The following is a 26,715-nucleotide window of genomic DNA, read 5'->3' on the forward strand; positions in this document are numbered from 1 at the left end:
AAAGGAAACAACATTTCCCTTACTATATGGAAACATTTGACCCCTTTTTATTTAATTTGCGATATTCACTAGGTAAAAGCCCTGTAGTCTGACGAAATACTTTACTAAAATATTTTATATCAGCATATCCGACCTTATCAGAAATAACGCCAATTTTTTCTCGCGTATATAAAAGATAATCCTTCGCTTTATTCATTCTCGCAATCCGAACATATTCATTAAATGTTTCACCAACTATATCTTTAAAACAAGTGGAAAAATAACTTCGACTCATATTTACTTGTTGCGCAATATATTGAGCTGTCAACGGTGAGGAAAGCTCACGTTCAATAATAGTAATAGCCTTTAAGATGCATTGGTTTGTCTCAAGCGAATAGGCTGGACTGAATACCGTCGTATATATGACTCGCTGAAATTGACTGAACCATTGCTCCAAATCACTCCAATAGTCCACTCCAACTGGGTGTGTAATCTCTTGAGGAAGAATATCTCGATATAATCGTTTATATTCATTAACAAGCCAGGATAACAGTTGCTCTAATTGACTCCCTGGAAAACGGGCCTCATATAAATCAGATAATAAACGCTTTAATTCTCGTTTATTTACTATCCATTCCGATGAAATTAATCTATCTTTCCAATTTTCCAGTTGTTGCTTCGTTACCTGTAATGGTTTGTGCAGACAATGAAATGATTGGACAGCTATTTGTCTATCATGGCTTACTTCATAAAACAATAACTGTTGATGATAAGGAGATGTACATTCCTTGATTTCATTAAAATCATCTTCTGTTTCTGGATAAACAAGAAGCAATGGACGGATATCATATGTTGTATCGGTCATTTTCTGTATGATTTCCTCAGGGGGGAATGTATCGCTTTTTACTAGAACACAATAATCACTCCATTTACAGATATTTTTCATATCCATAAACTCTTTTAGTGCCTTTTCAACAGCAAGAATTTTCTCTGATATCAGTGTATAACCACTAGTCCATGTTCCTTCTTCAGCGGTAGGTTTAGCAGATTGCTTTTCTGATTCCTTTTCAATCCTGTGCTGAATCCGAACCAAAATATCATCCATGTCATTACCATCCAACTCAATTTTTGCGATATAATCAATTGCACCTAACCGCATCGCTTCCTGTATATATTCAAAATCCTGATGTAAGGATAGTACGACAATAAAAATTTCTGGATATTTTTCTTTTACAATCCGAATAAGTTCTATTCCTGACATAATTGGCATCGCTAAATCGGTAATGATCAAATCCACATCATATTCTTCAATAAATTCCAAAGCTTTTTCTCCATTTTTGGCATCTCCAACTATTTTCATATCAAATTGTTCCCATTGAAAGGAAGAGATGAAACTTTTTCTAACTAACTTGTCATCTTCCACTATTAACACTTTAATCATTTGATATCACCCTTTATATGTGGTATTCGCAATCGGACTGCCGTTCCTTTACCAACCGTGCTATCCATTTCAATCTCTGCATAACTCCCATATGTTCTTTCCATCATTCTCTTGACATAATTCAATCCAATCCCCATGCCATTCTTTGTCTGCTTAAAAGTTTGATTATTTAGAATCTCGTCCATTTTCTCTCTCGTCATTCCTCTGCCATCATCACGTACTTCGATAACAATCATTTCACCGTTGAGATTAATTGTAATTTCTATTGTTCCTTCGTCCACTAACCCATGATACAGTGAATTCTCTACCAATGGCTGCAAGATAAATCTTGGGATAGGAGCTTGCAGAACATCTACCGGTACATTCACATTTGTCACATATTCGAAATCATACCGAATTTGCTGCAGCATTAAATATTGTTTCATCGAATCTAACTCTTCTTCAAGTGTTGATAATATCCCTAGTTTCCCCATGTTATAATAGAGTAATTTATTTAGAGAGGTTAATAGACTAGTAAGTTCTTTCTTGTCTCCGGAGATAGCCAACCACTTTGCGGTATCTAATGTATTCATTAAAAAATGAGGGTTGATTTGATGTTTTAATTTTTCTACTTCTAAGTCAGCACGTTTCCTTTCCTTTTGTTCGATCTCCTGAATCAGACTGACAATTTGTACTCTCATATTACGAAATCGGTTTATTAAATCAACAAATTCAGGTATTTTGGTATGGACAATTTCGGAATGAAAATTGTTGTTCCCCATTAATTTAATTTCATGACGAAATTCATTTAAAGGCTTGTATAGTGTCTTCCATAATAACAAGGAAACAATGAGACTGATAAGAACAAATAGAATGGCAATGTAAATCATCAAAATAACCCATTGATTCATTTCCTCGTTATACTCCGATATAGGGATTAACGCGACAATACTCCATCCTTTTTCCGCAGGCTCTTCAAACCAGTAAAATCCATTATTTTTACCATAACCTTTTTCATTGCCATTGAAGGAACTATTTACAGGAAAAGTAGCATTTTCACTATAGATGATATCTTTCGTATCATCTAAAATTATATAATCTGCATGATTCAATACATTGTCAACCTCTAAAAGATCCTTCGTTAAATCAAGGTTTGATTCTAAATAAATATATATGTCATCAGCATAGTTAACATCTAATTTTCTAGCTACAGACAGTACATATTTATCCTTGTATTGCTCCATACTTATGTGCGGACCGTAAGTATGCATGTTATATCCTTCATCCAATAACGGATCATTGTCTAATGAAAATTCTTCTTTGACTCCATGGTTATAAAATAGATACTCATCCTTTTCTTTTAAATAAAGTAACGATAAACCAATACCTGGATTACTGAAGGTAATCACATTTAATTCATTTTTTATCTCCTCATAAACTTTGACACGATCGTAAGATGGAGATGAATGTAAATAATCATCAAGCTTAAAGGTAAGATTTTCAGAAAAGGCAATTTGCTGAGCAACATAATTTAAGTCTTCTATTGTATTTTCCATCGACAAGCGGATTTGTTGTAAATTACTATTGAAGGTAGCATGTAATTTATTCGTTAGAATATTTGACATGGATTGATAGGAAAACATAATCGTGAACATGAGAAGTAAAAAAGTACTTAAAGCAAACACTAGCGAGATTCTACTTTTCAAACTTAACCTTTCAAAGAAAAGAATCACTCTACCAAATAATTGTTTCAAGTTATTACACCTCCTCGTTTTTTGATAGCGGTTACATAAAATGAAACTTCCATCAGGGTGTTATAGTCCCTTATTCCCCACTTAGCTTGAATTACCCGAATCTTGAAGTAGGGATTCTACGGACGATTAGCACCGTGATAAAAGTATAATTACAATAGCATCTTTTACATGTTTGTTCAAGGTACGTTATGATATGGTAATTTTAGTTGTACTTAAAATTTCTTTTTATTAGAATAATTGTATGAGCACATAGTCATATTCGGGTGGAGGATAAATAATGTACGATACAATTGTAATTGGAGCTGGTCAAGCTGGTCTTGCAATCGGCTACTACTTAAAAAATGCCAATCAAAACTTCTTGCTTATAGATAAAGAAGGTGAAGTTGGCGCAAATTGGAAAGAAAGATATGATTCATTAGTTTTATTTACACCACGAATGTATAGTTCCTTACCTGGATTACCTGTAAGTGGAGATAAACAAACATAATGAGATTATATTTTATTGGATTACCATGGCAATTTAGACGTGGATCTGCATTATTACAAGGTGTAGGATATGATGCAGAATATATTGTAAACAAAATTAGTAAATAATCATTTGGCTAACGCAGTTTCTTGTACAAAGTAAAGGGTGGTATGATGCAAATCAAAGCAAGACTTACCATAACGCTTATTATTATTCTTTTATTGTCAACTTCTTGTGCTACAGAGGAAAAAGTAACATATAACGGAAGAACTTATAATAATCCTGTTATTTATACTGCAGATAAGTTTATTGAAAAGTATGGGCAAGTAGAGCTACTTGAAGATAAAGTAAATGGAATGGAAGTTATGATTTCTGAAGATGGAGAAAAAGTATTAAAAAAATATAAAACAGTCCCTACACTTCTTTTTCTAAAGAAAAATGATGAAGAATTTTTGGTTTATACTTTACAAGGTGGGCCTTAATCCTATGGGGGTAGAATTTTAAATAAAGCACAGATAACAGTAACACGGACATTTATTCCGTTATATCTGGTGAGAACAATGATATTTGGTTGTTCATGGACATCTGTTCCGTTATTTAACAAAATAGAAGTAGATTTCTTAGGAATTTAAGTAAATAACGAACTAGATGTCCACTTAGACCTTAAAAATAGCTTTTTTAATACAAATAACGAATCAGATGTCCGACTAAAGGAGAGCATATTACACAAAAAGATTGCCAAAGATTTGTTGGGAATGTCTCTTTTCTACACAAAAAGTGTTAAACTAAATGTTGCGGTTATAAATATTACTTTAATAGTGAGTAGGTGGACAACATGATTGAGATAAAAACATCTTCAGTTAGTGATGGAGAATTCAATAGAGGGGTATTTGCAACAGTTGATATCAAAAAAGGAGAGCTTTTACATGAAGCACCTGTGATTGCTTATCCAAACGATCAGCATCAACACATTGAGAAAACATTACTCGAGGACTACGCTTTTGAGTATGGTATGAACCATTCTGCTATTCTTCTTGGTTATGGAATGTTATTTAACCATTCTTATGAACCTAATGCAGATTATAAGATTAATTTCAGCAATCACACATTTGAATTTTATGCTTTCACAGATATAAAAGCTGGAGATGAGATTCTAATTAATTATAATGGTGACGTTGATAACAAAGATGAATTATGGTTTAATCAAGATTAAAATGGGCCAATAAAGTAAACAGTTTTCTTCAAGCAGGAAAACTGTTTTTTTATTGAAATAGAAGTATTGAATTTATAAATAAGTGGAGATGATTTAGGTTTGCCTATTGGAAAACGCATTCCATGTATCGGTACTTTCGACATGTTAAAATGATGTATTTTAAGACGATGATTGACAAAAATGATCGTCAAATCCACCTCTCCCTATTGAAGTAAGGCTTTCACCTTCTCTATATTCGCCTCAATTTTATCTGTTATCTCAAAACCACGATTGTTATGGTATTTACTCAATTCGTTCGCTTCTAGACGCTGATTTACAGTTAACATCCTCTCATATGTTTCCACAGCTATTTCTGCATACCTATTATTTTCTTGCGATTTAACTAAATCAACGGAAATTGATATGATCGCTTGATAAATTCTTGAATCAAATGGATCTAGTTCTAATGCACGCTTATAGTGATTCAATGCTTTCTTCTTTTCATTGATTTTTTCCAGTAATACACCAGATTGAAACATCACTTGCGAGTTTAAAGGTTCTAATGTAGCCATATTATCTACCGCATTTTTTATGATAGAGTCGTTTACTTCCATTTCATCCTGTTGATCTATTAACGTTTCGCTTAACTGATACCAGTATTCTGTATCAAATGAATTATAGCTCGTCGCCTTTACAAGATATTGTTCTCGTTCTACTAGATTTTCCTTATCCATCGCTTTTTGATAGGCAATATCTGCTTGCATAAACCGATAGGAAAAGATGAGTGCAAATAATAGAATAACAGCATACATTCCTAAAGTATAGAATGGTAATTTTTTTGGTTCGTTTGGTTTAGTAGATGTTTTTAAACCTATTGCCATTAACCAGAAAATCATGAAAACAACAAAACCAAAGGCTAAATTAAAATCAATAAAGCTGTGAGCAAAAATTGTACATAAACTTAATAAAATCGCAATATATATGGATCGATCGTCCGCATCGCGCATATTTTGCCATATTCGAACCAAAAAGTAACCTAAAATGCAAATAATGATAAGAAATCCTGGATAACCAATATCTACTATTATTTCTACAAATTCATTATGAATTTTCTTAGCTTGATAAGGTAATTGCTGATAATCACGATATATCGATTCCCAAGCTTTCCCTCCGTATCCTGTCCATCGAGCATCTGAACTAGCCTCTATTGCGTCTTCTAACATGAGTACTCTTTCTCTAGCAGTCGAGCTACCGCTAATACTAGTAATTCTCTCTTGTAAACTAGCAGGTAGTTGTTTGTAAAAGAACCCTTGGTTACCAATATCTAAGATTAGCAAAGTACCACATAAAACAATAACCAAAGGCAATATACTACGATGGATCTTATTACTTTTTAAAGGAGACCATTTATCTTGTCTGAAAATCCACCAAATCAGCAAAAAGGATATCAGTGACATAACAACTGTAGTGACACCTGATAGCATCTGATTACCAGTTTGTAAGATAATAAATACAAACAAGCCACTCAGTATGGTAATCATCGAATACATTATGTAACGTAATTGAAGCTGAAAGGAAAAGAAGCAAATACCAATCAGCCAAATAAGGGGAAAAATCAGATACATTCCCCTTGAATATGATTCTAAGAAAGTCACTATAAAAGCAGTTAATGGAATAGAGTAAAAGAATACATATCGCCAATCTTGCTTTTTGCCAAGCAACATGACAAGCCCGAACATATAAAAAGCAATCATAACCATTCCAAAGGTATTGGGATATTGAAAGACACCAGCAAAGCGACCTTTAATAAATGCCCCCGGATAATTTGCCAATCCAAATTGATTGAGCAGCATGTGATAAGCAATCATTACACCAGAAAAATAAAAAATATAAGGAGCAAGTTGTCTTATGTTGTGGTGTTTAGTTACACTCCAATATAATAGATAAAAAAAGCTAATATAAGTTGTCCAGCGAAACACCATTTCAAACGCGCCATTAGGATGTTTCGCTTGAATTAGTGAAAATATGTAACAAATGGGAATGAACAGGATCAGTACTATATCATTCCAAGCAGTAAAATCGCGATAATATAACACCCTAACCAGCAACAAAAACGTAAGTAAATAAATCACCATATGTATCGGATAAAAATCCGTATCAAAATACAATCCCTGTTGAAAAGGAGTAATCATGAAAAGAATCGCAAGAAATATAAAGAAAAACCAACGCATCGTAAACCTCCGTTAACTAAGTCAAAGGGACAAATTAAATGTCCCATTATTCAAGATCATCATAAACACGTTTTCGATAATATTGTTGTAACGTTTTTGTGATTGCCCCAACATTACCGTGGACAGGCTTCTCATCTATTTGGATAATCGGCACTACCTCCATTGGTGTCGCAGTTAGAAAACATTCGTCAGCATTCTCTAATTCCTCTACTGCTATTTCCCTTTCTTTAACCGGTATGCCTAATTCGCCTGCGAGCATCAGTACTTTTTTTCTAGTAATACCACCAAGAATATATTGATTAGTTGGGTGCGTATGAATAATACCATCTTTAACCATATAGAAATTGGAAGCTCCACATTCACGGATAATACCATCTCGATGGAAAAGAGGTTCATAATAGCCTTGGCGTTGTGCTTTTGTTCGTGCTAACACATTCCCTAGCAAATTCAATGACTTAATATCACAGCGTAGCCAGCGAATATCATCTTGCAAGGTAACCTTCACACCTTTTTCCCACATGTCAACAGGCTGGTCAAAACGGTCAATCGTCGCATAGAAAATCGCATCTAATTCTTCCATATAAATATGATCCCGAGGCTGCATCCCTCTGGTTACTTGTAAATAAACTTTACCGTCTATTGTGAATTGATTTTTTTCAATAAGTTGTTTTAATAGTTGTTTGATATCGTCGCGGGAAAATGGAGCACGAATTGCCAATTGTTCCATCGAATAAAATAAGCGATCTAAATGCCAGTCCAGGACATGCAGTTTCCCATCATATATACGAATAACTTCATAGACACCGTCTCCAAATTGATAGCCACGATCTTCAAAAGAAACCATTGCATTTTCCGATTTACGCTCCACTATCTCCTTGTTCCATAGCATGTAATCTGTCATTCCCAATTCCCCCTTAGTGGTTTCATTTTATCATATGTGTTAAAAGAATTGTTTAGCCTTTTATTTCTGGAGGTAAGAAAAGCGCAGAGCGCCCGTTTTGAAACGTAGCGACTTCAGAATCAACTGAGATAAAGGAAATCACGGTGAGGTTACGAACCGATGATGACTTTCACTTAAAGGTATAAGTGCGACTATGCCTCTGGTTATCACCAATCGGCAACTCTTCTTTCTCGTAGGGCGATTCGTAAGTTCGCCTAGTTTTTGGACGATCGGAACTAGACATCCGCGCAAATTTTATAAAAAAGAACAGAGTTGTCTCTTCTTGAGAGACAACCCTGTCTTCTGACTCGACTTGTTATTGTTTTCTACGTTGATAGATGAGAATTCCTGCTGCGATTAGGAGTAGTATGACTCCGAATAGCAAATAGTTATATATGCTAGTTGCTGTATCCGGCAGTTGGGATTCACCTGTTTCTTCTTTTTCTTCTAACAGATTTTCGTCGACTTCCATAACAGTAAAGGTACTGAAATGGTCTACATCAAATTGAAATGTCCCTGCTTCTTCGTTGTATCTTCCTTGAAAAAATTGATTACTGCCATCTTCCGCTAAGTATACACCACGTAGCAATGACGGATCATCTATAAGTTTTTCATCTACCTTGAAGGTTAACGTCACCGGTGAATCAAACTTAGTGATCGAATTGCCATTTTCATCGGTAACGTCGAATCTATAAACTGGTGCAACTAACTTCATTCCCTCTGGTAAATTCATATTTATATCTTGTTTTTCTAACCCTAAACGAATAGCTTTACCATCAGCATTATCAAGCGGCAGTGATACTTGAACATCTTTTTGTTTCACTACCAATGGAAGAGATTGATATTGCTTCACCTCTTCTTTCGATAGTGTAACACTAATCCGGTCTTCCTGATCTTCCTCTTCCGGTACTTCTAATAAGATCTTCTTCAAATGTGGCACTTTCTCAAAAACATGTTCCGGAATGCCTACTTCTTTTCCAGGCTTACCTGGGATGTTTGGTTTTTTACCAGGAGCTGAAGGCTTATCATTGGAATTATTTCCCTTGCCTTCTTCTTTGTCTTCATCTTCATTATCACTAGGTTGATCTCCTTCACCTGGTTCTGTTGGCTCTTCTTCTTTATTTGTAATGCGAATCACAGCAGATGTTAATGGAGCAAGTTCAATAGCATTTTCACTTATCGATACTCCTTCTGGTTCTGTAATTGCTCTTGTACCAGCCTGGGACCCATCGACAATCACTTCTCCTGCAGAAAGATCTTCATCCAATGTTAAACTTCGTTCTTGATCATCTGCATTAGCAAATACATAATACGTTTCATCTCCACTGGAATCTTCCGCACGGTAACCAATCACCAAGTCTTGCTCTGCGATCTCGGGAGCTTCAATCAACGACACATTTTTATTCACCTGCTCCATTGTTGCTAGACGGAATGCATCTGTTGAACGACGCAGTTCGATTAGACCTTTTGTATAAGCAACTGTAGTCGTTTCAATTGGATATGCTTTCTGATTTGTAGCCTTTTCCCATTCAAATTTATTAATCGCATCTGTTGAATCATAGGAATCATGAATGAAATACGGATATTCGAAAGGTTCACCATTTTCATCTATTAAGAACGTTGATTTGTTTGGTGCCTCTGCAACTTCTCCTTTGTAATCTTCATGGCGGAACTGTTTTGTACGACCATATTCCTGACCAGCATGAATAAAAGGAGTACCCTGTGATGTCAATACCATCAGATTGCCTAATCGTATACGCTTATGAATTTCTTTTGTATGATCTTTTGGATCTTTTTTGATCGATTGGGCTATGACATCATGTAAGGTTAAATTATCGTGTGCTGCAATATATGGCACAACATCCCCTGGGTCATCTGCTGTAAAATTGCCAGGATTCGCTGTCACATTGTTGAAAATCGTTTGAATATTACGTGCTCCTCCAGTAATAAAACGTGGTTGCCCCTCACTCCCAAAACCAGATTTCAATTCATTACGGAATTCGTCAGAGAAGGATGCCACACTATTTGTATCCTGCATCCAATCTTGATCAGCTGGTTGAACATCGGGATAATTTTCATCTCCGGCAAAAGTTCTCCAGCCTTCTCCAATCATTAGGATATTCGGGTTGAGTGCTTTGGCTTCATCATAGGCCATTTGAATGCTTTCTGCATCATGATCACCCATCATATCAAAGCGGAAGCCATCTACTTTAAATTCACCTACCCAATACTTAATCGAATCAACTAATATTCGTCGAGCCATTTTATGCGTTGTACCTAAACGACCACCACCAAAGCTTTCACGTGGCGTACCATCCGCATTCATAAAATGATAATAATTCGGTTCTAAATCTTCCAAAATATTTACCCGTGCTGTATGGTTGTAAACAACATCTAATATAACACCCATACCTCGACGATGAATCTCATCTATTAGCAACTTGAATTCTTCTATTCTCTTTTCAGGGTCTGTCGGGTATTCTGAATACATACCAGATAAAGAGAAATAACTATGCGGATCATAGCCCCAGTTATAGTTATTACCTTCTGAAGAATAGTCTAATAGACGTTGATCTTTATTTAATTCATTGGAAAAATAATAGCTCATCACTGGCAAAAGTTGAATATGAGTCACACCCAGATCCTCAATATAGTCCAGTTTTTCGATAAAGGACGCAAATGTTCCAAACTTAGATTCTAGTTCTTCATCAATACTTGGATCTGATGTAAAGTCCCGGACATGGATTTCATAAATAACCGCATCTTCTCTTTTTTTAAATCCTTCTATATTTGCATATTCCAACTTAGGACCAATAGCATCAGTATCTACTATTGCTGCTTTGCCAACTTGAACGTCTGGATCACTGCTGTCCCAGGCTGCCATCGACTTCGCATATGGATCCAACGCTAACACTGTCTCACCATCTCGTTCAATAGCAAAATGATAATAGTAACCTATTAAGTTATCTAATCCTGTGTTCTCTTGATGTAAATCTACTTCCCATACACCTTTTTCTCCACGAGTCATCTCAATATCGTCTTTGATCACTTGCTTAGGATCATCTTTATCATAAAGGATAACCGATATATGATCAGCACTTGGTGACCATACTTTCAAGGTCGCATTCGATTGATCATGAACCTCTAATCCCAATTCACCATCATAGCCATACATTTCATCTTTTAAGCGCCAGCCGATCGATGCAGTTACGCTTTTGTTTTGATACGCAATCGTAAAAGGCGCCTTATCTAAATGAAAATCACCATTTAACAAAACGGTATTGTTGTCCTCGGAAATCGTGACAGAGTTAATCCCTACATCCTGGCCCTCTTTATCACTAATTGTGATTTCTTCCGCAAGTATTTCCTGAGATAAACCTGTCACCGATGTAAAGCCAAGCTCAATTTGCTGATCAGATAACACTTCTCCTTTTACTAACCCTTCTTCTTTGACGAAATAAGGATTCGTATAAACCGTGTTATCATCTTTTCGCACGAAGATCTGACTATGATCATCTAAATTTTCAAATGTGTAATCACTCGTCTGCCAATCTGTTTGCTTATTTAAGAAAAGGAAGCCGATCTGACTTGGTTCCTCTGCTAATGGCAGGTCCACATAAGACCCTTTTAACCCGATCCGCTCATCAGATAAAGAATGGGCTCCATCTGGCCAATTATCTGTTGGCTGTGCGACATCCCCCCACGTCCAAAGACCCAAATCATTATACGAGCCTTCTTCCTGGTAGAAATTCACACGAACCTCCCCTTCATTATCTAGTGGTTGATAATAATAAACCTGATAATCCTCCGTAAGCCAGACCTGATTCATTTCCGGTGAAAGAACCTCGACCATGATATCACCAGATAAATTGTCCCCATTTGTATGATTAATTAGCATGCCGACTTGTTTTGCGTTCTCTACTAATTCCACATCCACATATCGACCATATTCCGTTTGATTAACCTCTTCAAAAGAGGAAGCCGCACTTGGCCATGCACCAACATCTTCAGATTTTGTTGCTACATCTTCCCAAACCCATAAACCTAATTCGTCAAAACTTTCGTTATTTCCCGGGAAATGGACACGCAAATGCCCTTCAGGTATTTCACTTGTTGCTGGTTGTTCATTAGGTTCTTCTTCTGCTTCGCCAGCGAGAACCGTCCCATTTTCGACTGTTAACAGAAGTGTTCCACCATCCGCCATACTAGGGATAGGTAAGGTAATGACATATTCACCTGCTTGATTTTCTGTTGGCTCATATGTTTTGTCATAATAGTGATCTGTAATTGTTGTCGATGCTTGATCCACTTTTAATGATATACTTTGTGATTCTTCTTTAACATTTAGACCAACATAGACATTGTCACCTTGATATACACGTTCAAATAAAAGGAATTGTTCTTGATCTGAGCCAGCTATTTTTTGGCGGGACCCTTTTGCAAAAATGTCAGAATGCTCTTCACGGAACGATAACATCGATTGATAGTGGGCTAAAACATCATTTCCTTCTACACTATCCCAGTCAAAATTGTATCGATTGTCATACTCCGGCCAGTTGTTCGCCCCTGATTGACCTAATTCCTCTCCATAATAAATAACCGGTTGTCCTTTTGCTGTCATCTGTAAAGATGCCGCTACTTTCAGTTTCCCTTCATCACCACCAAGACTATATAAGAAGCCGTCTTCATCATGACTACCTAAAAATTGACCAAGCATTGCTGTATTATCAATTTTTTGGTTTCTTGCTATCAGTGTTTCATTGGCGCTGTCCAAATCACCGTTCACAAAATTTTTGGCAGTTCCTTTGAATTCAAAGTCCAACAGGGAGTCCATCATTCCAGAGCGAAGATACCCTTGATCATCATGTTGACTAGCACCCCAAGCTTCACCTATTAGTTGAAAATCTGGCTTTTCTTTTGTTAATTGATTGCGGAAATGCTGCCAAGTAGTCCCGTCCACATGTTTAACTGTATCAACACGATAATACGCTAATGAATTACCGTTTGCTGTTGTGGACTTCTTGATCCAATTCTTCTGCCATTCGACAAGTTGTTCACGGACTTGCGTTTCCTCTGTTTTAAAATCTGGTAAACCGGATAACTCCATTTTTTCATCGCCAGAACTCGAGGTCTCACGTAACATACCGTCAAAGCGGGCACGGTCTTCATTAGTTGGATATCCTGGTGGCGCATTTGTTACAGATTCTTTCAAGCCATAACCAGCATGATTTAAGACGACATCTGCCATAATCTTAATATCACGTTCAGCAGCTGCGTCAATCAGTGCATGAAATTCTTCTAATGTACCTAAATGAGGGTTTAATTTTTCAAAATTTTTCGCCCAATAACCATGGTAAGCGAAATAGGAGCCCTCAGAAGCGTTGTAATTCACATCATATCCGACATTTTCAACAATTGGTGTAATCCAAATTGTGTTAACCCCTAATTCATCTAAATAATCTAACTTATCCATAACACCCTTAAAGTCGCCACCTTGATACGTTCCTCGTTGATTATCAAAACGATCATAATTTAAACCATATGGGTCATTATTGTTTTTGTTACCATCATAAAATCGATCCGTCAACATAAAGTAGATAACCGATTCATCCCAGTCCACATTACTTTCTCCACCAGCTCTTGCTTCAACAGTAGCAGTTACCTCTGTCTTGTATGTACCGCCGTCTTCATCTACTACTGTAACCGGGATCGCTTTTTCACCTGGTTCGATATCATGTCGAACAGATAATGTTACTTCATTTAACTCAGGTGAGATAGCCAGCCGTTCTTTACCACCTAATGCCGTCGTATCCGCATAAATAGAATGGATTTCCTGTTCTGAGTTATTCGTAATATCTACTGATAATACCGCATGTTCATTGTAAGTAAAGGCACGATTAACAGAACCGTCTACTTTGATATCGTGTTTACCCTCTTGCTCTTCCGGTACTTCTTCCTCCACATCTGTCGCAACATAATATGGATTAGTAAAATACCCCTCGACACCCTCTTTCAAGAAAATTTGCTGATGGTTGTCGAAATCAGAAAAAGTCATATCAGATGTTTGCTCTGCAGTATCATCTCTTTTCACCAGCAGAAAACCAAGAGACCCTGGATTTTCCGTCAGTGGAACATCAACATAGGCACCATATCGCCCGACTTGTTCATTAGAAAAAGGCTGAGCATCTGTTGGCCACGTCTCTGGTGCATCGATTACGTCTCCCCAAGTCCATACTCCCCATGGCTCATAAGATTCTGCTTCTGAGGAAAAATGAACTCGCAATACATTTTGCCCTAAATCTGCAGGTTCGTAATAATATATCTGACCTTCTGTGCTAATCCAAACCTCGTTCATTTGCTCAGATAAAACATCAATCGAAATATCCTCAGTCAGTTTTTCACCTGAACGGTTATTAATCACAAGACCAATATTCTCTGCGTCATCTTTGATCTCGACATCCACATATGCTCCATAGTCATCTGTTCCACCATCTTCAAACCAGATACCATCAGGCCATTCACTAACCTGATCAGAAGGATTTGTTACATCTCCCCATAGCCAAGCCCCGATATCTGATAAAGCATAGTCAGCATAATCATAATGAATACGTAAATGTCCATCCGCTATTGCGTCTGAACCTGTTTCTTCTGCCTGAACCGGTTGAACTGGCGTAAATCCAGTAAATGAACTGAGAAACATTAACATCACCATAAAAAGCACTAATGGTTTCCTTCTTCTTCTCTTTACCAACAAATCATTCCTCCCTGTTCTGTGCAATATTCATGAAACACTCATGCAACTTTGTGAAATCGTTTGCATAAACATAACAAAAAATATTGCACCCATTTTAGTTAAAGATAGTGCAATCGTTTTCTTATACAAGAATACAATATCTAAAATGAAAACGCAACCATAAATTTTAAAGTTAAAAACAGGGAAAAAACTTCATACCGTAGAAATTTCTCCCTCCTTAAGATAATTAAACTTTCAGGATAATTTTACCGATATTTTTGTTTGCTTCCATATGTTTATGGGCGTCGGCTGCTTCGGTGATTGGGAAAGTAATATCGATTACTGGTTGGATCGTACCTTGTTCAAAATAGTCGATCGCCTTTCTGATAAAATCTTTGCTAAGTCCTGCTTTATAATCGTCACTTCTTGGCGTAAGCAATGTTCCTGTTAATTGAATTCTTTTTGCCATTAAATCCATTAAGGGAACTTGATTTACTATATTGCCACCAAGTACGCCAATTAATACCCATCTACCATCGACATCGATACTCTGGTAATTTTTCTCCCAATAGCTTGCCCCAACAAAATCGAGGATTAGGTCGACACCTTTTTGGTTAGTCGCTTGTAATACTTCTTCGGCGAAATCCTGCTCCTTGTAATTAATCACCGTATCGGCACCCAGTTTACTACAATAGTCCAGTTTCTCTTTTGAACCAGCTGTTATGATTACTTGTGCATTGGACATCACTTTGGCTAGCTGAATCGCAGCTGTACCGACTCCACTACCTCCTGCATGAATTAAAACCGATTCGCCTTTTTTTAAATTACCTATCCAATATAACGTTTGAAATGCTGTTAAAAATACCTCTGGTATTGCAGCAGCTTCTTCAAAGCTTAGTGAATCAGGAATCTTCATCGCTCGACCTGCTGGCATGGCTGCTTTTTCGGTATATGCACCGCCATTCACCAACCCCATAACACGATCACCCTTTTTAAATTCCTGATCGCCATTTGTATCTGCCACTACACCTGCTACTTCTACTCCGATGATCGGATTGTTTACATAACCTAATCTGCCTTCGCGATTTAAAATATCCGTTCGATTTACTGCTGTAGCGTGTACTTCAATTAATAAATCACCAGCCTCTAATTTTGGATCTGGCATTTCTGTATAGATTAATTGATCCGCTCCACCTGGTTCTTTCGCTATAATTCCTTTCATTTAAATCCTCCTAGTCAACGATATATATCTTCATGTAGAAAAACAAACCTCTTTATCTATTGGTGATTTAAGTACCTTTTAAAGATTAGATAATTATTTATTGGTTTTTTGATTTATTCAACAAATCCCCGCGCTGGCTGCTTGGATATGTTAATTATAATAAGTTGTCTATCTAGGATAGTAACTCTATATTTATAAAGCAGAAACAACCTACTCTAAGCTTTTCGATATGCTCTACGTTCTGCATATGGCACACATTTATAACAAACAGGAATTTTTTCATCCTTATCATTGTAGTAATAACTTGGTTTAACAGGCTTCTTCCCACAAACACCACAATTTTTCCGACGAAATATTCGTGAAAGAAACTTCATATTATCTCTCCTTATCACGCAAGTTTAAAGTGACAATACATATTATCCATTATAACTCATAAATTTCTATCGGTAACTTATCAGGGTCTTGAAAAAAGGTAAAGCGTTTATTCGTCATTGGATCTACTCTTATTTCTTCTACTAGAATCCCTTTTTCTTCGAGAATGGCTACAGTTTGTTCGACATCTTCCACCGAAAAAGCGAGATGTCTTAACCCACATGCCTCTGGAAAACTTGGCCGCTCTGGTGTGTTTGGAAAGGAAAAAAGCTCAATAACATATCTATCATGCAAAGCCAAATCTACTTTATATGAATTCCGTTCTTTTCGATAAACCTCTTTCATTACGGACAACCCTAATTTATTCACATAGAAATCCTTCGACACCTGATAATCAGAACAAATGACTGCAACATGGTGAACACCTCTAAACATACCAATACTCCCCCTTATAAAGTGAGACTTATCAGGGTGTTAACCTCCGTAAAACCTCCACTTAGCTTCTTTGATTTACTCGAACCTCGAAATGGGGGTTTTACGGATGATTAGCACCATGATAAATGTATTATCAGACCTTATTTTACACAAAAAGCACCTCAGATGGATAGAGATGGTATCCCAAATGGTGAAATTTGAATGATAGTATTTTCGTTTATATTTCAATTAGTTCTTTACAAAGAACAAAAAACTAATACTTTACCGTTCTATATACAACATTAATAAACATAGCGTGTTCGCCAATTTCACCGAACAATTAGAAATACAGAACAAATATATATCTAAGACGATTGGAAATTAATAAGGTATCCAAATAGAAGTCTATTCCAACGAAAAGATGCAAGATTCAAAGAAAAAATAGAATTAACAGAAAGGTGAGAGGAGCAGTGCCCCCCTCTTACTCACGCCATAATTGTTCAAGGATGATAACAAGAGCAGTTCCAACCAGGAGGCCGTTACTCATAATATTCTGAATGATTAATGGAAGTTCAGAAAATACTTCAGCTGGCAGAAACATAGTTCCCATTCCAATTAAATAGGCAATTCCTAGTATTGTCATTCGTCTGTTATCCAATGGTTGAATGGTGACGTTTCGTATCGCCAATCCAACAAGCTGTACGAAGGATGCCATCAATGCAGCATTTGCAATTGGTGCTGGAATCGCGGAGATAAAAGAAACAATCGGCGGGAAAAAGGCAACCATCATTAACAAAAAGGACGCATAGACAAACGGTGATTTCCGTTTTTGACCGGTTAATCCGATAAATCCTGCTGAAGTGGACAATGGTACATTAGCAATGGATGAAAATACCCCTGCTAAACCATGATTGATTCCAAAAATCGTTGTCCCGTGATTAATTTCCTGACGTCGGTCCTTTCCGTCATTCCCTAAAATTTGATCAACAGCAACAACAGATGCGACAATATTCGAAATTAGGATCACTGCAGTCAGAAAAGCGATCGGGATTACACTAACATTGAAGCTTGGCATACCAAAAGCAAACAATTCCGGTAAAGCAAATACCTTCACATCACCGATAACAGGTGCTTCTCCTTCGACCAGAATAAAAATAATCCAGCCAATCAAAATGCCGATGAACATAGAATAACTTTTCATCCATCCTCTGGCAAAGAATGATAAACCTAATACCACTAAAAAAGTAAAAGTAGCGATCAATGCTTCCTTTACTTGAATATTGCTCGATTCACCTTGCAGACCGAGCATCCCCTTCAAAAAGGTTCCACTCAACTGTACGGTCAGCAAGAAGAAAAAGGTCCCAGTTACAAGCGGTGTAAAAATCGGCAAAATAAATTGAGCAATTTTAAAGAATCCAAATATCAATAAAAATACACCCGTACATATCATCGTTGTCTCCAGTAACTGAAGTGTTCCATCAAGTGATGTACCATTTTGCAAGCCTGTAGCGGCCATCACCGAAAAAATACTGATCCAAATCCCAGCAGGTCCTTCCATGATCGGCATTTTGTGTCCTATGATACTTTGCAATAACGAAGCAAGTCCCACTACAAAAAAGGTCCGTTGCATCAGTCCTGCAACTTCAGTAAAGCTCATATCAAAAATGCCTCCAACCACAATTGGTAAAGCAACAGAACTGGCTAAAAGAAATATAAACCATTGAATGGTTTCCATCGACGTTTTCATTAACTTTTGTTTATCCAATATTAACGCTCCTACTCTATCCGTTATCACTTAAAATATCATATCATGATGTAACATAATAAGAAATACTAGGTACACCCCGACCGGCCCTTTTATGTACTAGATAAAAACTACGGACCAATGAAAACTTTCTGAGTGAGACTTTACTCCATTCTTTCCAAATAGAGTGCTGGAATACCGCTTTGGCAGAATACTGTTCTTTCCGCGGGCTCAGGCTTTTCATTAACCTAGTAAAAAAACCACTTTACCAAGTAAGTTTATGATACATTATTTACTTTTTAATAAAATACTCGATACCACCAAAAATTGCTGATATCGAGTATTAATCTAATTAAAAGCGAGATGTTATCATTTTTTGTTTCGTATAAAAGGCAACTCCATCTTTACCATTCACATGCAGGTCACCATAAAAAGATTGCTTATTCCCTGAGAAAGGGAAAAATGCCATTGGAGCAGGGACACCTATATTAACGCCGAGCATGCCGGCATCAATTGTCTCGCGAAATTCTCGAATACTTCGAGCATCATTCGTAAACAAACAAGCACCATTAGCAAAATGAGACTTGTTTGAAATCGTAATGGCTTCTGTTACATCCTTAGCCCGTACAATTGATAACACTGGAGCAAAAATCTCTTCTTGCCATATTTTCATCGAGGTGTTGACACGATCGAATACTGTCGGACCTATAAAGAAGCCATCCTTACCTTCTCGCTCTCGTCCGTCTAATAACAGGTCCGCACCTTCTTCAATCCCCTTCTCAATATAACTAATGGTTCGCTGTTTATGCTGTTCTCGAATAACTGGTCCTAAGAAGACTTGTTCATCTAATCCATTTCCAATTGTCACATTACGAGAAGCTTCAGCTAACTTTTCGGCTAATTGATCAGCAATCTCATCAACCGCGACAACTACCGAGCATGCCATACAACGCTCACCCGCAGAACCAAATGCAGCATTTTTGATTTGCTCCACCGCAACATCTAAATCAGCATCAGCCAATACAATCGAGTGGTTTTTTGCGCCCGCTAACGCCTGAACTCTTTTTCCGTATTTCGCTGCGGTTTGATAGACATATTCAGCTACTGGCTGCGAACCGACAAAGGAGATGGCATCCACTTCTTCATGCTCTAACAACCCGTTTACAACATTTTCTGCTCCATGCACGAGATTAAACACACCGTCAGGAAGCCCTGCTTCTTGTAATAATTCCGCCAGTCTTACTGCTAATAATGGCGTTTTCTCAGAAGGCTTCAATACAAAGGTGTTACCACACGCTATTGCAAGTGGGAACATCCAGCATGGTACCATCATAGGGAAATTGAAAGGGGTAATCCCACCAATAACCCCTACAGGATATCGGAACAACTCCGAATCAAGGTCTGTCGCAATTGTTGACAACGTTTCTCCTTTCAATAAACTAGGAGCACTTGTTGCGAATTCCACACATTCGATTCCTCTTAACACCTCACCACGAGCTTCCTTCAAACTTTTTCCGTTTTCTTCTGTGACAATTTGTGCCAACTCCTCTTGATGTTCGACAAGTAATTGTTGATAACGAAACAGAATACGTGCTCGTTTCGGAACAGGAGTACGTCTCCAGGAGCTGAACGCTTCTCGTGCCACCGATACAGCTTGATCCACATCTGTCTCGGATGAAATCGGAACCTGTGCTAACGCTTCTTTTGTTGCTGGATTCGGCACCTCTTGAAATTGATCAGAGGATGCCGAAACCCATTTTCCTTGAATAAAATTTTTTAAGAGCTGTACCATTATTCATTCATCCAATCCGGACGGTGAAATCCTTGGAACTGTTCATCAATCACTTCTTTAAAATGATCGGACTCAACCGCTTCTTTTATATCTGCCACATACTGATCGTCAATATTTTCGGTGTTCACAACGACACGATTAATAATATTTTCTGGCAATTCATCGCGAGCTAAGGCTGTCGTTAAATCAATACCTGCTGAAATCGCAAAATTTCCATTTATCGCTGCTACATCAACTGAATCTAATGTCCGTGGTAATTGTGCCGCTTCAACAGGCTCGAACTTTAAATTCAAGGGATTACTTGTAATATCTTTTTCAGATGCTTTCAATGGATCAACATCTTCGGAAAACTCAATAAGACCATTATCCCGTAATACAGTCAGTCCTCGTGCTAAATTGGTCGGATCATTAGCAACTGCTACCGTGCTACCTTCTTCAATATCCTCTAATGAATCATAACTATTCGAATAAATGCCGATTGGAGCGGTTGGCACTGTAATCACACTCGATAACTCCATATCATTCTCCTCAGCAAATGCCTCCATGTAAACGAGGTGTTGGAACAGATTCGCGTCCAAAGAACCATTGTCTAGAGCTTTATTTGGCTGTACATAATCATTAAATTCTTTGATTGTCACGGTGTATCCTTTTTCTTCTAAATATGGTTTAACCCCTTCCTCCAACATATCACTATATGGAATGGTTCCACCTAGTACTAACTCCTTTTTCTCTTCTGTTGCATTTCCTTCATCTGATCCACACGCCGCTAATAAACTAATAACTATTATAAATAAGATTAATTTTTTCATTCTATCATTCTCCCTATTTTTTATTGACAGCTTTCGCTAAAAAGTCTCCAAAGTATTGAATAAACTGTACTAATACAATTAACAAAATGACCGTAGTAAACATTACCGTATCATCATAGCGATAATAACCATATCGAATTGCCAAATCCCCGATACCGCCACCACCAATTGTGCCTGCCATGGCTGAATAACCTATTAAACTAATAGCCGTAATGGTCAAACCACTAATAAAACCCGGCTTTGCTTCAGGAAAAATAATGCTTTTGATAATCATCCAAGGTGAAGCACCTACTGCTACTGCTGCCTCAATGACACCTCTATCAATCTCTCGCGCAGCTGATTCTACAATTCTTGCATAAAAAGGTATCGCCGCTACCGACAAGGATACGGAGGCAGCCAGCGGGCCAATTGTTTTCCCGACAATCCAATCCGTAAAAGGTAATAAGAACACTAATAGGATGATAAATGGAATCGATCGAATTAAGTTGATAATGACACCAACAATACCTTTCACCCATTTATTCTCCAGGAACAACCCTTTATCGGTAATATATAGAATAATTCCTAACGGTAAGCCAATTACTATCGCTATCAATAGTGCAATGCCGACCATTAGCAATGTTTCAAAAAAGGCTACATTTAATTCTGGGATCAGCTCTATAACACTATCCATTTTTGATCACCTCTACTTTGCTAACTCGTCTTTTCAGGTAATCAATTGCATCCTGCGTTACCTTTTCATTACCTTCAATCTCCATGACAAAAATACCTAGTGGTTCATCGCGAATATATTCGACTTTCCCATGCAAAATATTGCCTCTCACTTCGAAATTTTGCAGCATATCAGATACAATCGCATCAGCTGCCAGATCGCCCCAAAAGTGCAATCTGACCAATTTCCCATCAATACTGGTGAGTAATTGTTCAGGTAACTGGAAATCAAGAACCGTTTCGATAAACTTTCGCGTTAATGGTTCCTTCGGGTTAGAGAAAATATCATATGTTGCTCCTTGTTCAATCACTCGCCCCTCTTGCATCACTGCACAACGGTGACATATCTCCTTAACCACTTCCATTTCATGGGTAATAATTACAATCGTCAAACCGAGCTCACGATTAATTTTCTTTAATAAAGCTAAAATAGATTTAGTTGTGTTTGGATCAAGAGCTGAGGTTGCTTCATCACATAACAGCACTTTCGGATTATTGGCCAAAGCACGTGCGATACTGACACGTTGTTTTTGTCCCCCACTTAATTGTGCAGGATATTGCCCGGCATAATCCTCAAGTCCCACCAGCTCTAACAAGTGTGTTACTCTCGATTTAATCTTCTGATTAGCAACACCTGCTGCTTTTAAAGCAAATGCTACATTCTCATAAACAGTTTTGGATGACACAAGATAAAACCCTTGAAATATCATGCCAATTGATTGCCTGGCACTCCGTAACTTCGGACCCGATAATGTCATTAAATCGAGGCCATTAACGATTACCTTGCCTGATGTTGGGCGTTCTAATATATTCATACAACGAAGCAGTGTACTTTTTCCGGCTCCACTATAACCGACAATACCGTAAATTTCACCTTGCTCAATCGTAAGAGAGACATTATCAACACCGATGATTTTCTTTTTTTTGCTTTTAAACTCCTTGGTCACTTGATCTAAGACAATCAATTACAATCACTTCCTTCTGAATTTACTTCCAGGATGATCATTTGGTAATGTCGCATTACCTTGTGGAAATAATTTTTCTCGTAATGTTCCTTCTCGATAATCTTTTTTGTATAAACCTCTTTCCTGCAGTTCTGGGATGACCAGGTCAACAAATGCTTCTAAATCCCCTGGTGTAACTAAATGAGTTAAGTTAAATCCATCGACGCCTGATTCTTCAAACTGGTATTGGATCTCATCTGCTACTTCTTTCGGGTTACCTATAATATAACTATTGCGGTCAATTGACTCGAATCGATCCAATACCTCACCTACTGTCAATTGTTTCGGTGCATCTTTGGTTAATGTAGCAGCTTTATAATGCCCACCTTCTGTTTTCTTCTTGTAACTAAAAGGCTCATCTCGATCGTATTCCTCATATTCAGCAATATCATAACCACTTGCACCATATTGTGCCTTAGCGGCATCTGCACTCCACTCTTTGTTATACGCCTCGAATTTCGCTTCCGCTTCTTCCCTTGTTTCAGCTACAATCACATTTAAAAAGGAAATAATTTTAACATGGTCAGGGTTACGGCCATGCTTTTTGGCACGTTCTCTAATATCATCGGCATAATAGCGAATCCTTTCCGGTGTTGGACCTCCGACAAAAATACATTCTGCATGCCTAGCAGCAAATTCACGGCCTTTTTCTGATGTACCTGCTTGGTATATAACTGGTGTCCGTTGCAGAGATGGTTCACTTAAATGAGGACCTTCTACTTTGAAATAATGCCCTTTATGATTAATTTCGTGCACTTTCTCAGGGTCTACCAATGTATTATTTTCGTTGTCTTCTATTACGGCCTCTTCTTCCCAGCTTTGTTCCCATAATTTGTACGATACATCCAGGTATTCATCTGCAATATCGTAACGTTCATCATGCTTGATCATGTCTTCTAACCCAAAATTCCGAGCTGCATTTGGTAAATAAGAGGTAACAACATTCCAGGCAACTCTGCCTTTTGTTAGATGATCCAAGGTTGAAAAACGTCTCGCATTACCAAATGGTGCTTCATATGTTGTACTTACCGTTACAGCAAACGACAGATGTTCTGTCACACTTGCCATCGCAGAAACGAGTAATGCCGGATCATTTAACGGTACTTGCAATCCATCTTTAATTGATGGTGCTTTACTTTTTTGATAGACATCATACACACCTAATACATCTGCGAAAAATACAGCGTCGAATTTGCCACGCTCTAATAATTTTGCTAATTCGATCCAGTAATCCAAATCCTTATATTTACGGTGCCTTTCGTTTTCCGGATGTTTCCATAAACCGTGCGAATTGTGCATGGCACTATTCATATCAAATGCGTTTAAAATGATTTGTTTTCCCATTTTGTTTCCCCCTCATTACACTAATAAAAAAAAGCCTCTTCTAAGAAAAGAAGAGACTTTTTTAATACTTAACAGTCCTATTCTTTTCTTATCTTTCAAGCATTAAGCTTGCTGGAATTGGCACAGTACTTTCATTCAAGTCTGTTGCCGAGGCTTCCAAGGGCCAGTCCCTCCACCTCTCGCGATAAGAAAACGAGTTCGCTATAAAATTATAGTTAACAATGTAACTTTTTTGTAGATAATTGTCAATCATTATTTTACATTTTTGTTATAAAGCACTAACTTTAATCCAATACACTTTTCGCTAAATTATAGACAATAGCATCATCTGTCGGCGGATTATGTAATCCAGCACGGACATCGCGATAATGTCGTTGCAATGGATTTTTAGCAGACAAGCTTCTTGCTCCAACAATTCTCATTGCCAAGTCCACGATATTGTTCGCACTATTGGTGACAATGTGTTTAGCTGCTTGTAAGGACGGGCCAAGTTCTGCTCGTTTATCCGGTTGTTCTACCCATTTTGTCGCAACAGCATATAACACTTCCCGTGCTTTAAACAATTCCAATTCGATTTCCCCAATTTTCCTACGGACTTCTGGTACTTCCTTAATCGGACCAGGCAATGTATTCGGTTGGAAAGTAGAGGCAAAATGGATCGCATAATCCCTTGCAGCTGCAGCTACTCCTAAATAAACAGCAGGAATTTGTAAGTACCATCCTTTAGGAAAAGGCTTCTTCGGATCTTCTTGAAATAATAAGTCATCCTTTGCTACCAACACATTATCTAAAATTAAATCATCACTTTTCGTCGCCTTCATAGAAATACTGTCCCATGTTTCCTCCACTCGAACACCAGGTAATTTATGATCAATAAGTACATAGCCTTTTTTACCAGTTCGATTGACGTCCACCGTGACAATCGAATAATCAAGTGCGACAGCCATAGAAGTAAATGACTTTGAACCATTGATCTTCCAGCCATTCCCTTCTTTTTCAGCAACAGTAGTCGGAATACCACCGCGGGAGGGGCTGCCAGTAGCTCTTTCTGTTTGAGCTAAGTTTAATAATGCCTTTTTCTCCACTACTAACCGGCACACTTTGGCAAAGCTTTCTTCACTCCAATTACGATCCTCTGCTTGTTCTAATAACACTCCTAATTGCCAGCCTAGTGATAATGCTGTAGGTGCATCCCCTTTTGCCAATGTCTCCTGAATTTGCAAGAATTGATATAGATTAAGCCCTTCTCCTCCATACTCCTTTGGAATGGTTAAGGATAAAAAGCCACTCTTCTTCAAATCCTCAAAGTTGGCATACGGAAAACTTGCTTCTGCATCGATCAGCTCAGCTCTTTCAGCGAAAATGTCAGCTAATCTTTTTGCTTCTAGTTGATGGTTTGTTTCAATTATCTGTGTCACTTGATTCCCCCTTAATAAAAAAATCCTGCTTTTCAATGAGAAAAACAGGATAACCCGTAAATGTAATCTCATCTATCAGACATTTCGTCTGCTGGAAGTAGCACCATACTTTGTTTAATAAAGTGGTTGCTGCAGGATCAACGGACCAGTTCCTACCCTGACTCTTGATAAGCTTTGAAAATATGAAATTAAGAACTAATTTACACAGGTTACATGTTTTTGTCAACCTTATATTCAGAAAAGAAGGAATTTTCAGAAAACCCTTGACAGTTATTTTTATGTTCTGTATAGTGTGACTTAACTTCATAAACGAAAAAGTTTTCTTATCCAGAGAGGTGGAGGGACTGGCCCTTTGAAGCCTCGGCAACAGACTTAAGTGAAAGTACTGTGCCAATTCCAGCAAGCTTGATGCTTGATAGATAAGAAGAGCGGACTTAATTAATCAATATCTACCCTCTTCTATCTTTATAGAAGAGGGTTTTTTTCATTTATTTGCCTATAATTTAACGAAAAGGGGTTTTACATCATGTCTGAAATTATTTTATTATCCGGAAGCCCGTCGATTAGTTCCAGAACAGATTTAGCTTTACAATATGCTGCACGAACATTCGAAGCGAAAGGATTAACTACTACCTATCTTTCTATTCAGGATATACCAGCTGAAGTGTTATTCAAAGCACAATTTGATCATCCAAAAATCCAAGAGGTAACAACACTAATTCGCAAAGCAAAAGCTGTCGTTATCGGTTCACCTGTTTATAAAGCGTCTTATTCCGGTGTCTTAAAAACATTACTCGACTTATTACCACCAGATGTTTTACAAGAAACACCCGTTTTACCAGTCATGACTGGAGGAAGTGCAGGACACTTATTAGCTATTGAATATTCATTAAAACCGTTAATCGCCACTTTAAAAGGGCAGAGTCTGCAAGGGGTTTATGTCATCGACAAATGCATCGACAAACAACAACCAACTGACCCAATCGTTGACTATGACACCAAGCAACGCCTGCAAAACCAAATTACTCAACTAACTACAACCCTTGAACAACAAACACAACCCACTTTTTAATGTGGTATTAGGAAACTGTCTAACAACACTTTTAATCAAGAAAGGTTCTTTTCATGAGGACCTTTCTTTTTTTATGCGGAAAGTGTAATGTTTTCGTA

The 26,715-nt window shown here is 37.6% G+C and carries 18 protein-coding genes, 1 pseudogene and 3 riboswitches; of the genes and pseudogenes, 4 read left to right on the top strand and 15 right to left on the bottom strand.

The features are described from left to right. Nucleotides 1–22: 22 nt before the first annotated feature. Together ACTWP4_RS01065 and ACTWP4_RS01070 are read right to left on the bottom strand one after the other, a co-directional pair. On the bottom strand, nucleotides 23–1,420 hold the full coding sequence (locus ACTWP4_RS01065; RefSeq protein WP_443126909.1) for a response regulator transcription factor: 1,398 nt from the start codon (nucleotides 1,418–1,420) through the stop codon (nucleotides 23–25). Continuing rightward, nucleotides 1,417–3,153 (bottom strand): sensor histidine kinase, encoded by a 1,737-nt coding sequence (locus ACTWP4_RS01070; protein WP_443126910.1) that lies wholly within the window; start codon nucleotides 3,151–3,153, stop codon nucleotides 1,417–1,419. The genes ACTWP4_RS01065 and ACTWP4_RS01070 overlap by 4 nt, the downstream gene beginning before the upstream one ends. Before the next feature lie 277 nt (nucleotides 3,154–3,430). Between ACTWP4_RS01070 and ACTWP4_RS01075 the strand changes: the two are divergent. The 3 genes and pseudogenes from ACTWP4_RS01075 to ACTWP4_RS01085 form a co-directional block, all read left to right on the top strand. Continuing rightward, nucleotides 3,431–3,631 (top strand): annotated as a pseudogene (locus ACTWP4_RS01075) (NAD(P)-binding protein); the annotation flags it as partial. A 161-nt stretch (nucleotides 3,632–3,792) separates the two neighbouring features. Next, the gene (locus tag ACTWP4_RS01080; protein WP_443126911.1) at nucleotides 3,793–4,101 is read left to right on the top strand and encodes a hypothetical protein; all 309 of its coding nucleotides are present in this window, start codon (nucleotides 3,793–3,795) and stop codon (nucleotides 4,099–4,101) included. A 353-nt stretch (nucleotides 4,102–4,454) separates the two neighbouring features. Continuing rightward, entirely contained in the window at nucleotides 4,455–4,832 is a 378-nt protein-coding gene (locus ACTWP4_RS01085) for an SET domain-containing protein (protein WP_443126912.1), read from the top strand. A 203-nt stretch (nucleotides 4,833–5,035) separates the two neighbouring features. Here ACTWP4_RS01085 and ACTWP4_RS01090 read toward each other — a convergent pair whose 3' ends face one another. From ACTWP4_RS01090 to ACTWP4_RS01150, 13 genes are all read right to left on the bottom strand, one after another. Next, the gene (locus tag ACTWP4_RS01090; protein ID WP_443126913.1) at nucleotides 5,036–7,042 is read right to left on the bottom strand and encodes an O-antigen ligase family protein; all 2,007 of its coding nucleotides are present in this window, start codon (nucleotides 7,040–7,042) and stop codon (nucleotides 5,036–5,038) included. 46 nt (nucleotides 7,043–7,088) lie between these two features. Next, on the bottom strand, nucleotides 7,089–7,943 hold the full coding sequence (gene dat / locus ACTWP4_RS01095; RefSeq protein WP_443126914.1) for a D-amino-acid transaminase: 855 nt from the start codon (nucleotides 7,941–7,943) through the stop codon (nucleotides 7,089–7,091). A gap of 355 nt (nucleotides 7,944–8,298) precedes the next feature. After that, complete coding sequence (locus ACTWP4_RS01100) at nucleotides 8,299–14,736, bottom strand: pullulanase (RefSeq protein WP_443126915.1); 6,438 nt, start codon at nucleotides 14,734–14,736, stop codon at nucleotides 8,299–8,301. 226 nt (nucleotides 14,737–14,962) lie between these two features. Continuing rightward, complete coding sequence (locus ACTWP4_RS01105; protein WP_443126916.1) at nucleotides 14,963–15,937, bottom strand: NAD(P)H-quinone oxidoreductase; 975 nt, start codon at nucleotides 15,935–15,937, stop codon at nucleotides 14,963–14,965. 215 nt (nucleotides 15,938–16,152) lie between these two features. Then, complete coding sequence (locus tag ACTWP4_RS01110) at nucleotides 16,153–16,311, bottom strand: hypothetical protein (protein WP_443126917.1); 159 nt, start codon at nucleotides 16,309–16,311, stop codon at nucleotides 16,153–16,155. 49 nt (nucleotides 16,312–16,360) lie between these two features. Further along, a complete protein-coding gene (gloA2, locus tag ACTWP4_RS01115; protein ID WP_443126918.1) occupies nucleotides 16,361–16,744 on the bottom strand; it encodes an SMU1112c/YaeR family gloxylase I-like metalloprotein in 384 nt (127 codons plus the stop codon). 460 nt (nucleotides 16,745–17,204) lie between these two features. Beyond that, a complete protein-coding gene (locus ACTWP4_RS01120) occupies nucleotides 17,205–18,488 on the bottom strand; it encodes a purine/pyrimidine permease (protein WP_443126919.1) in 1,284 nt (427 codons plus the stop codon). A 331-nt stretch (nucleotides 18,489–18,819) separates the two neighbouring features. After that, complete coding sequence (locus tag ACTWP4_RS01125; RefSeq protein WP_443126920.1) at nucleotides 18,820–20,259, bottom strand: CoA-acylating methylmalonate-semialdehyde dehydrogenase; 1,440 nt, start codon at nucleotides 20,257–20,259, stop codon at nucleotides 18,820–18,822. Further along, nucleotides 20,259–21,068, bottom strand: a complete 810-nt coding sequence (locus tag ACTWP4_RS01130) for a MetQ/NlpA family ABC transporter substrate-binding protein (RefSeq protein ID WP_443126921.1) — start codon at nucleotides 21,066–21,068, stop codon at nucleotides 20,259–20,261. The genes ACTWP4_RS01125 and ACTWP4_RS01130 overlap by 1 nt, the downstream gene beginning before the upstream one ends. Nucleotides 21,069–21,081: 13 nt before the next feature. Beyond that, nucleotides 21,082–21,741, bottom strand: a complete 660-nt coding sequence (locus ACTWP4_RS01135) for a methionine ABC transporter permease (protein WP_443126922.1) — start codon at nucleotides 21,739–21,741, stop codon at nucleotides 21,082–21,084. Continuing rightward, complete coding sequence (locus ACTWP4_RS01140) at nucleotides 21,734–22,744, bottom strand: methionine ABC transporter ATP-binding protein (RefSeq protein ID WP_443126923.1); 1,011 nt, start codon at nucleotides 22,742–22,744, stop codon at nucleotides 21,734–21,736. Before ACTWP4_RS01140 ends, ACTWP4_RS01135 begins: the two co-directional genes overlap by 8 nt. 6 nt (nucleotides 22,745–22,750) lie before the next feature. Beyond that, nucleotides 22,751–24,127 carry an LLM class flavin-dependent oxidoreductase gene (locus ACTWP4_RS01145; RefSeq protein WP_443126924.1) on the bottom strand — a complete coding sequence of 459 codons (1,377 nt, stop codon included), beginning with the start codon at nucleotides 24,125–24,127 and terminating at the stop codon, nucleotides 22,751–22,753. An 85-nt stretch (nucleotides 24,128–24,212) separates the two neighbouring features. After that, nucleotides 24,213–24,318, bottom strand: a riboswitch (SAM riboswitch). A 93-nt stretch (nucleotides 24,319–24,411) separates the two neighbouring features. Next, the gene (locus ACTWP4_RS01150; RefSeq protein ID WP_443126925.1) at nucleotides 24,412–25,545 is read right to left on the bottom strand and encodes an acyl-CoA dehydrogenase family protein; all 1,134 of its coding nucleotides are present in this window, start codon (nucleotides 25,543–25,545) and stop codon (nucleotides 24,412–24,414) included. A 65-nt stretch (nucleotides 25,546–25,610) separates the two neighbouring features. After that, nucleotides 25,611–25,719: riboswitch (SAM riboswitch) on the bottom strand. Between the two features lie 146 nt (nucleotides 25,720–25,865). Beyond that, nucleotides 25,866–25,971: riboswitch (SAM riboswitch) on the top strand. A gap of 100 nt (nucleotides 25,972–26,071) precedes the next feature. Between ACTWP4_RS01150 and ssuE the strand changes: the two genes are divergently transcribed. Further along, nucleotides 26,072–26,617, top strand: coding sequence for an NADPH-dependent FMN reductase (ssuE, locus tag ACTWP4_RS01155; protein ID WP_443126926.1), 546 nt, complete (start codon nucleotides 26,072–26,074; stop codon nucleotides 26,615–26,617). Nucleotides 26,618–26,715: the final 98 nt, after the last annotated feature.

This window comes from Gracilibacillus sp. D59 (assembly GCF_052246695.1).
Classification (GTDB): domain Bacteria; phylum Bacillota; class Bacilli; order Bacillales; family Amphibacillaceae; genus Gracilibacillus.

Bases quoted from the DNA above. Each gene is read 5' to 3' on its own strand.
- ACTWP4_RS01065 (WP_443126909.1), bottom strand. From the start codon at position 1,420: ATGATTAAAGTGTTAATAGTGGAAGATGACAAGTTAGTTAGAAAAAGT.
- ACTWP4_RS01080 (WP_443126911.1), top strand. From the start codon at position 3,793: ATGCAAATCAAAGCAAGACTTACCATAACGCTTATTATTATTCTTTTA.
- ACTWP4_RS01085 (WP_443126912.1), top strand. From the start codon at position 4,455: ATGATTGAGATAAAAACATCTTCAGTTAGTGATGGAGAATTCAATAGA.
- ACTWP4_RS01090 (WP_443126913.1), bottom strand. From the start codon at position 7,042: ATGCGTTGGTTTTTCTTTATATTTCTTGCGATTCTTTTCATGATTACT.
- dat (WP_443126914.1), bottom strand. From the start codon at position 7,943: ATGACAGATTACATGCTATGGAACAAGGAGATAGTGGAGCGTAAATCG.
- ACTWP4_RS01105 (WP_443126916.1), bottom strand. From the start codon at position 15,937: ATGAAAGGAATTATAGCGAAAGAACCAGGTGGAGCGGATCAATTAATC.
- ACTWP4_RS01110 (WP_443126917.1), bottom strand. From the start codon at position 16,311: ATGAAGTTTCTTTCACGAATATTTCGTCGGAAAAATTGTGGTGTTTGT.
- gloA2 (WP_443126918.1), bottom strand. From the start codon at position 16,744: ATGTTTAGAGGTGTTCACCATGTTGCAGTCATTTGTTCTGATTATCAG.
- ACTWP4_RS01125 (WP_443126920.1), bottom strand. From the start codon at position 20,259: ATGGTACAGCTCTTAAAAAATTTTATTCAAGGAAAATGGGTTTCGGCA.
- ACTWP4_RS01130 (WP_443126921.1), bottom strand. From the start codon at position 21,068: ATGAAAAAATTAATCTTATTTATAATAGTTATTAGTTTATTAGCGGCG.
- ACTWP4_RS01135 (WP_443126922.1), bottom strand. From the start codon at position 21,741: ATGGATAGTGTTATAGAGCTGATCCCAGAATTAAATGTAGCCTTTTTT.
- ACTWP4_RS01145 (WP_443126924.1), bottom strand. From the start codon at position 24,127: ATGGGAAAACAAATCATTTTAAACGCATTTGATATGAATAGTGCCATG.
- ssuE (WP_443126926.1), top strand. From the start codon at position 26,072: ATGTCTGAAATTATTTTATTATCCGGAAGCCCGTCGATTAGTTCCAGA.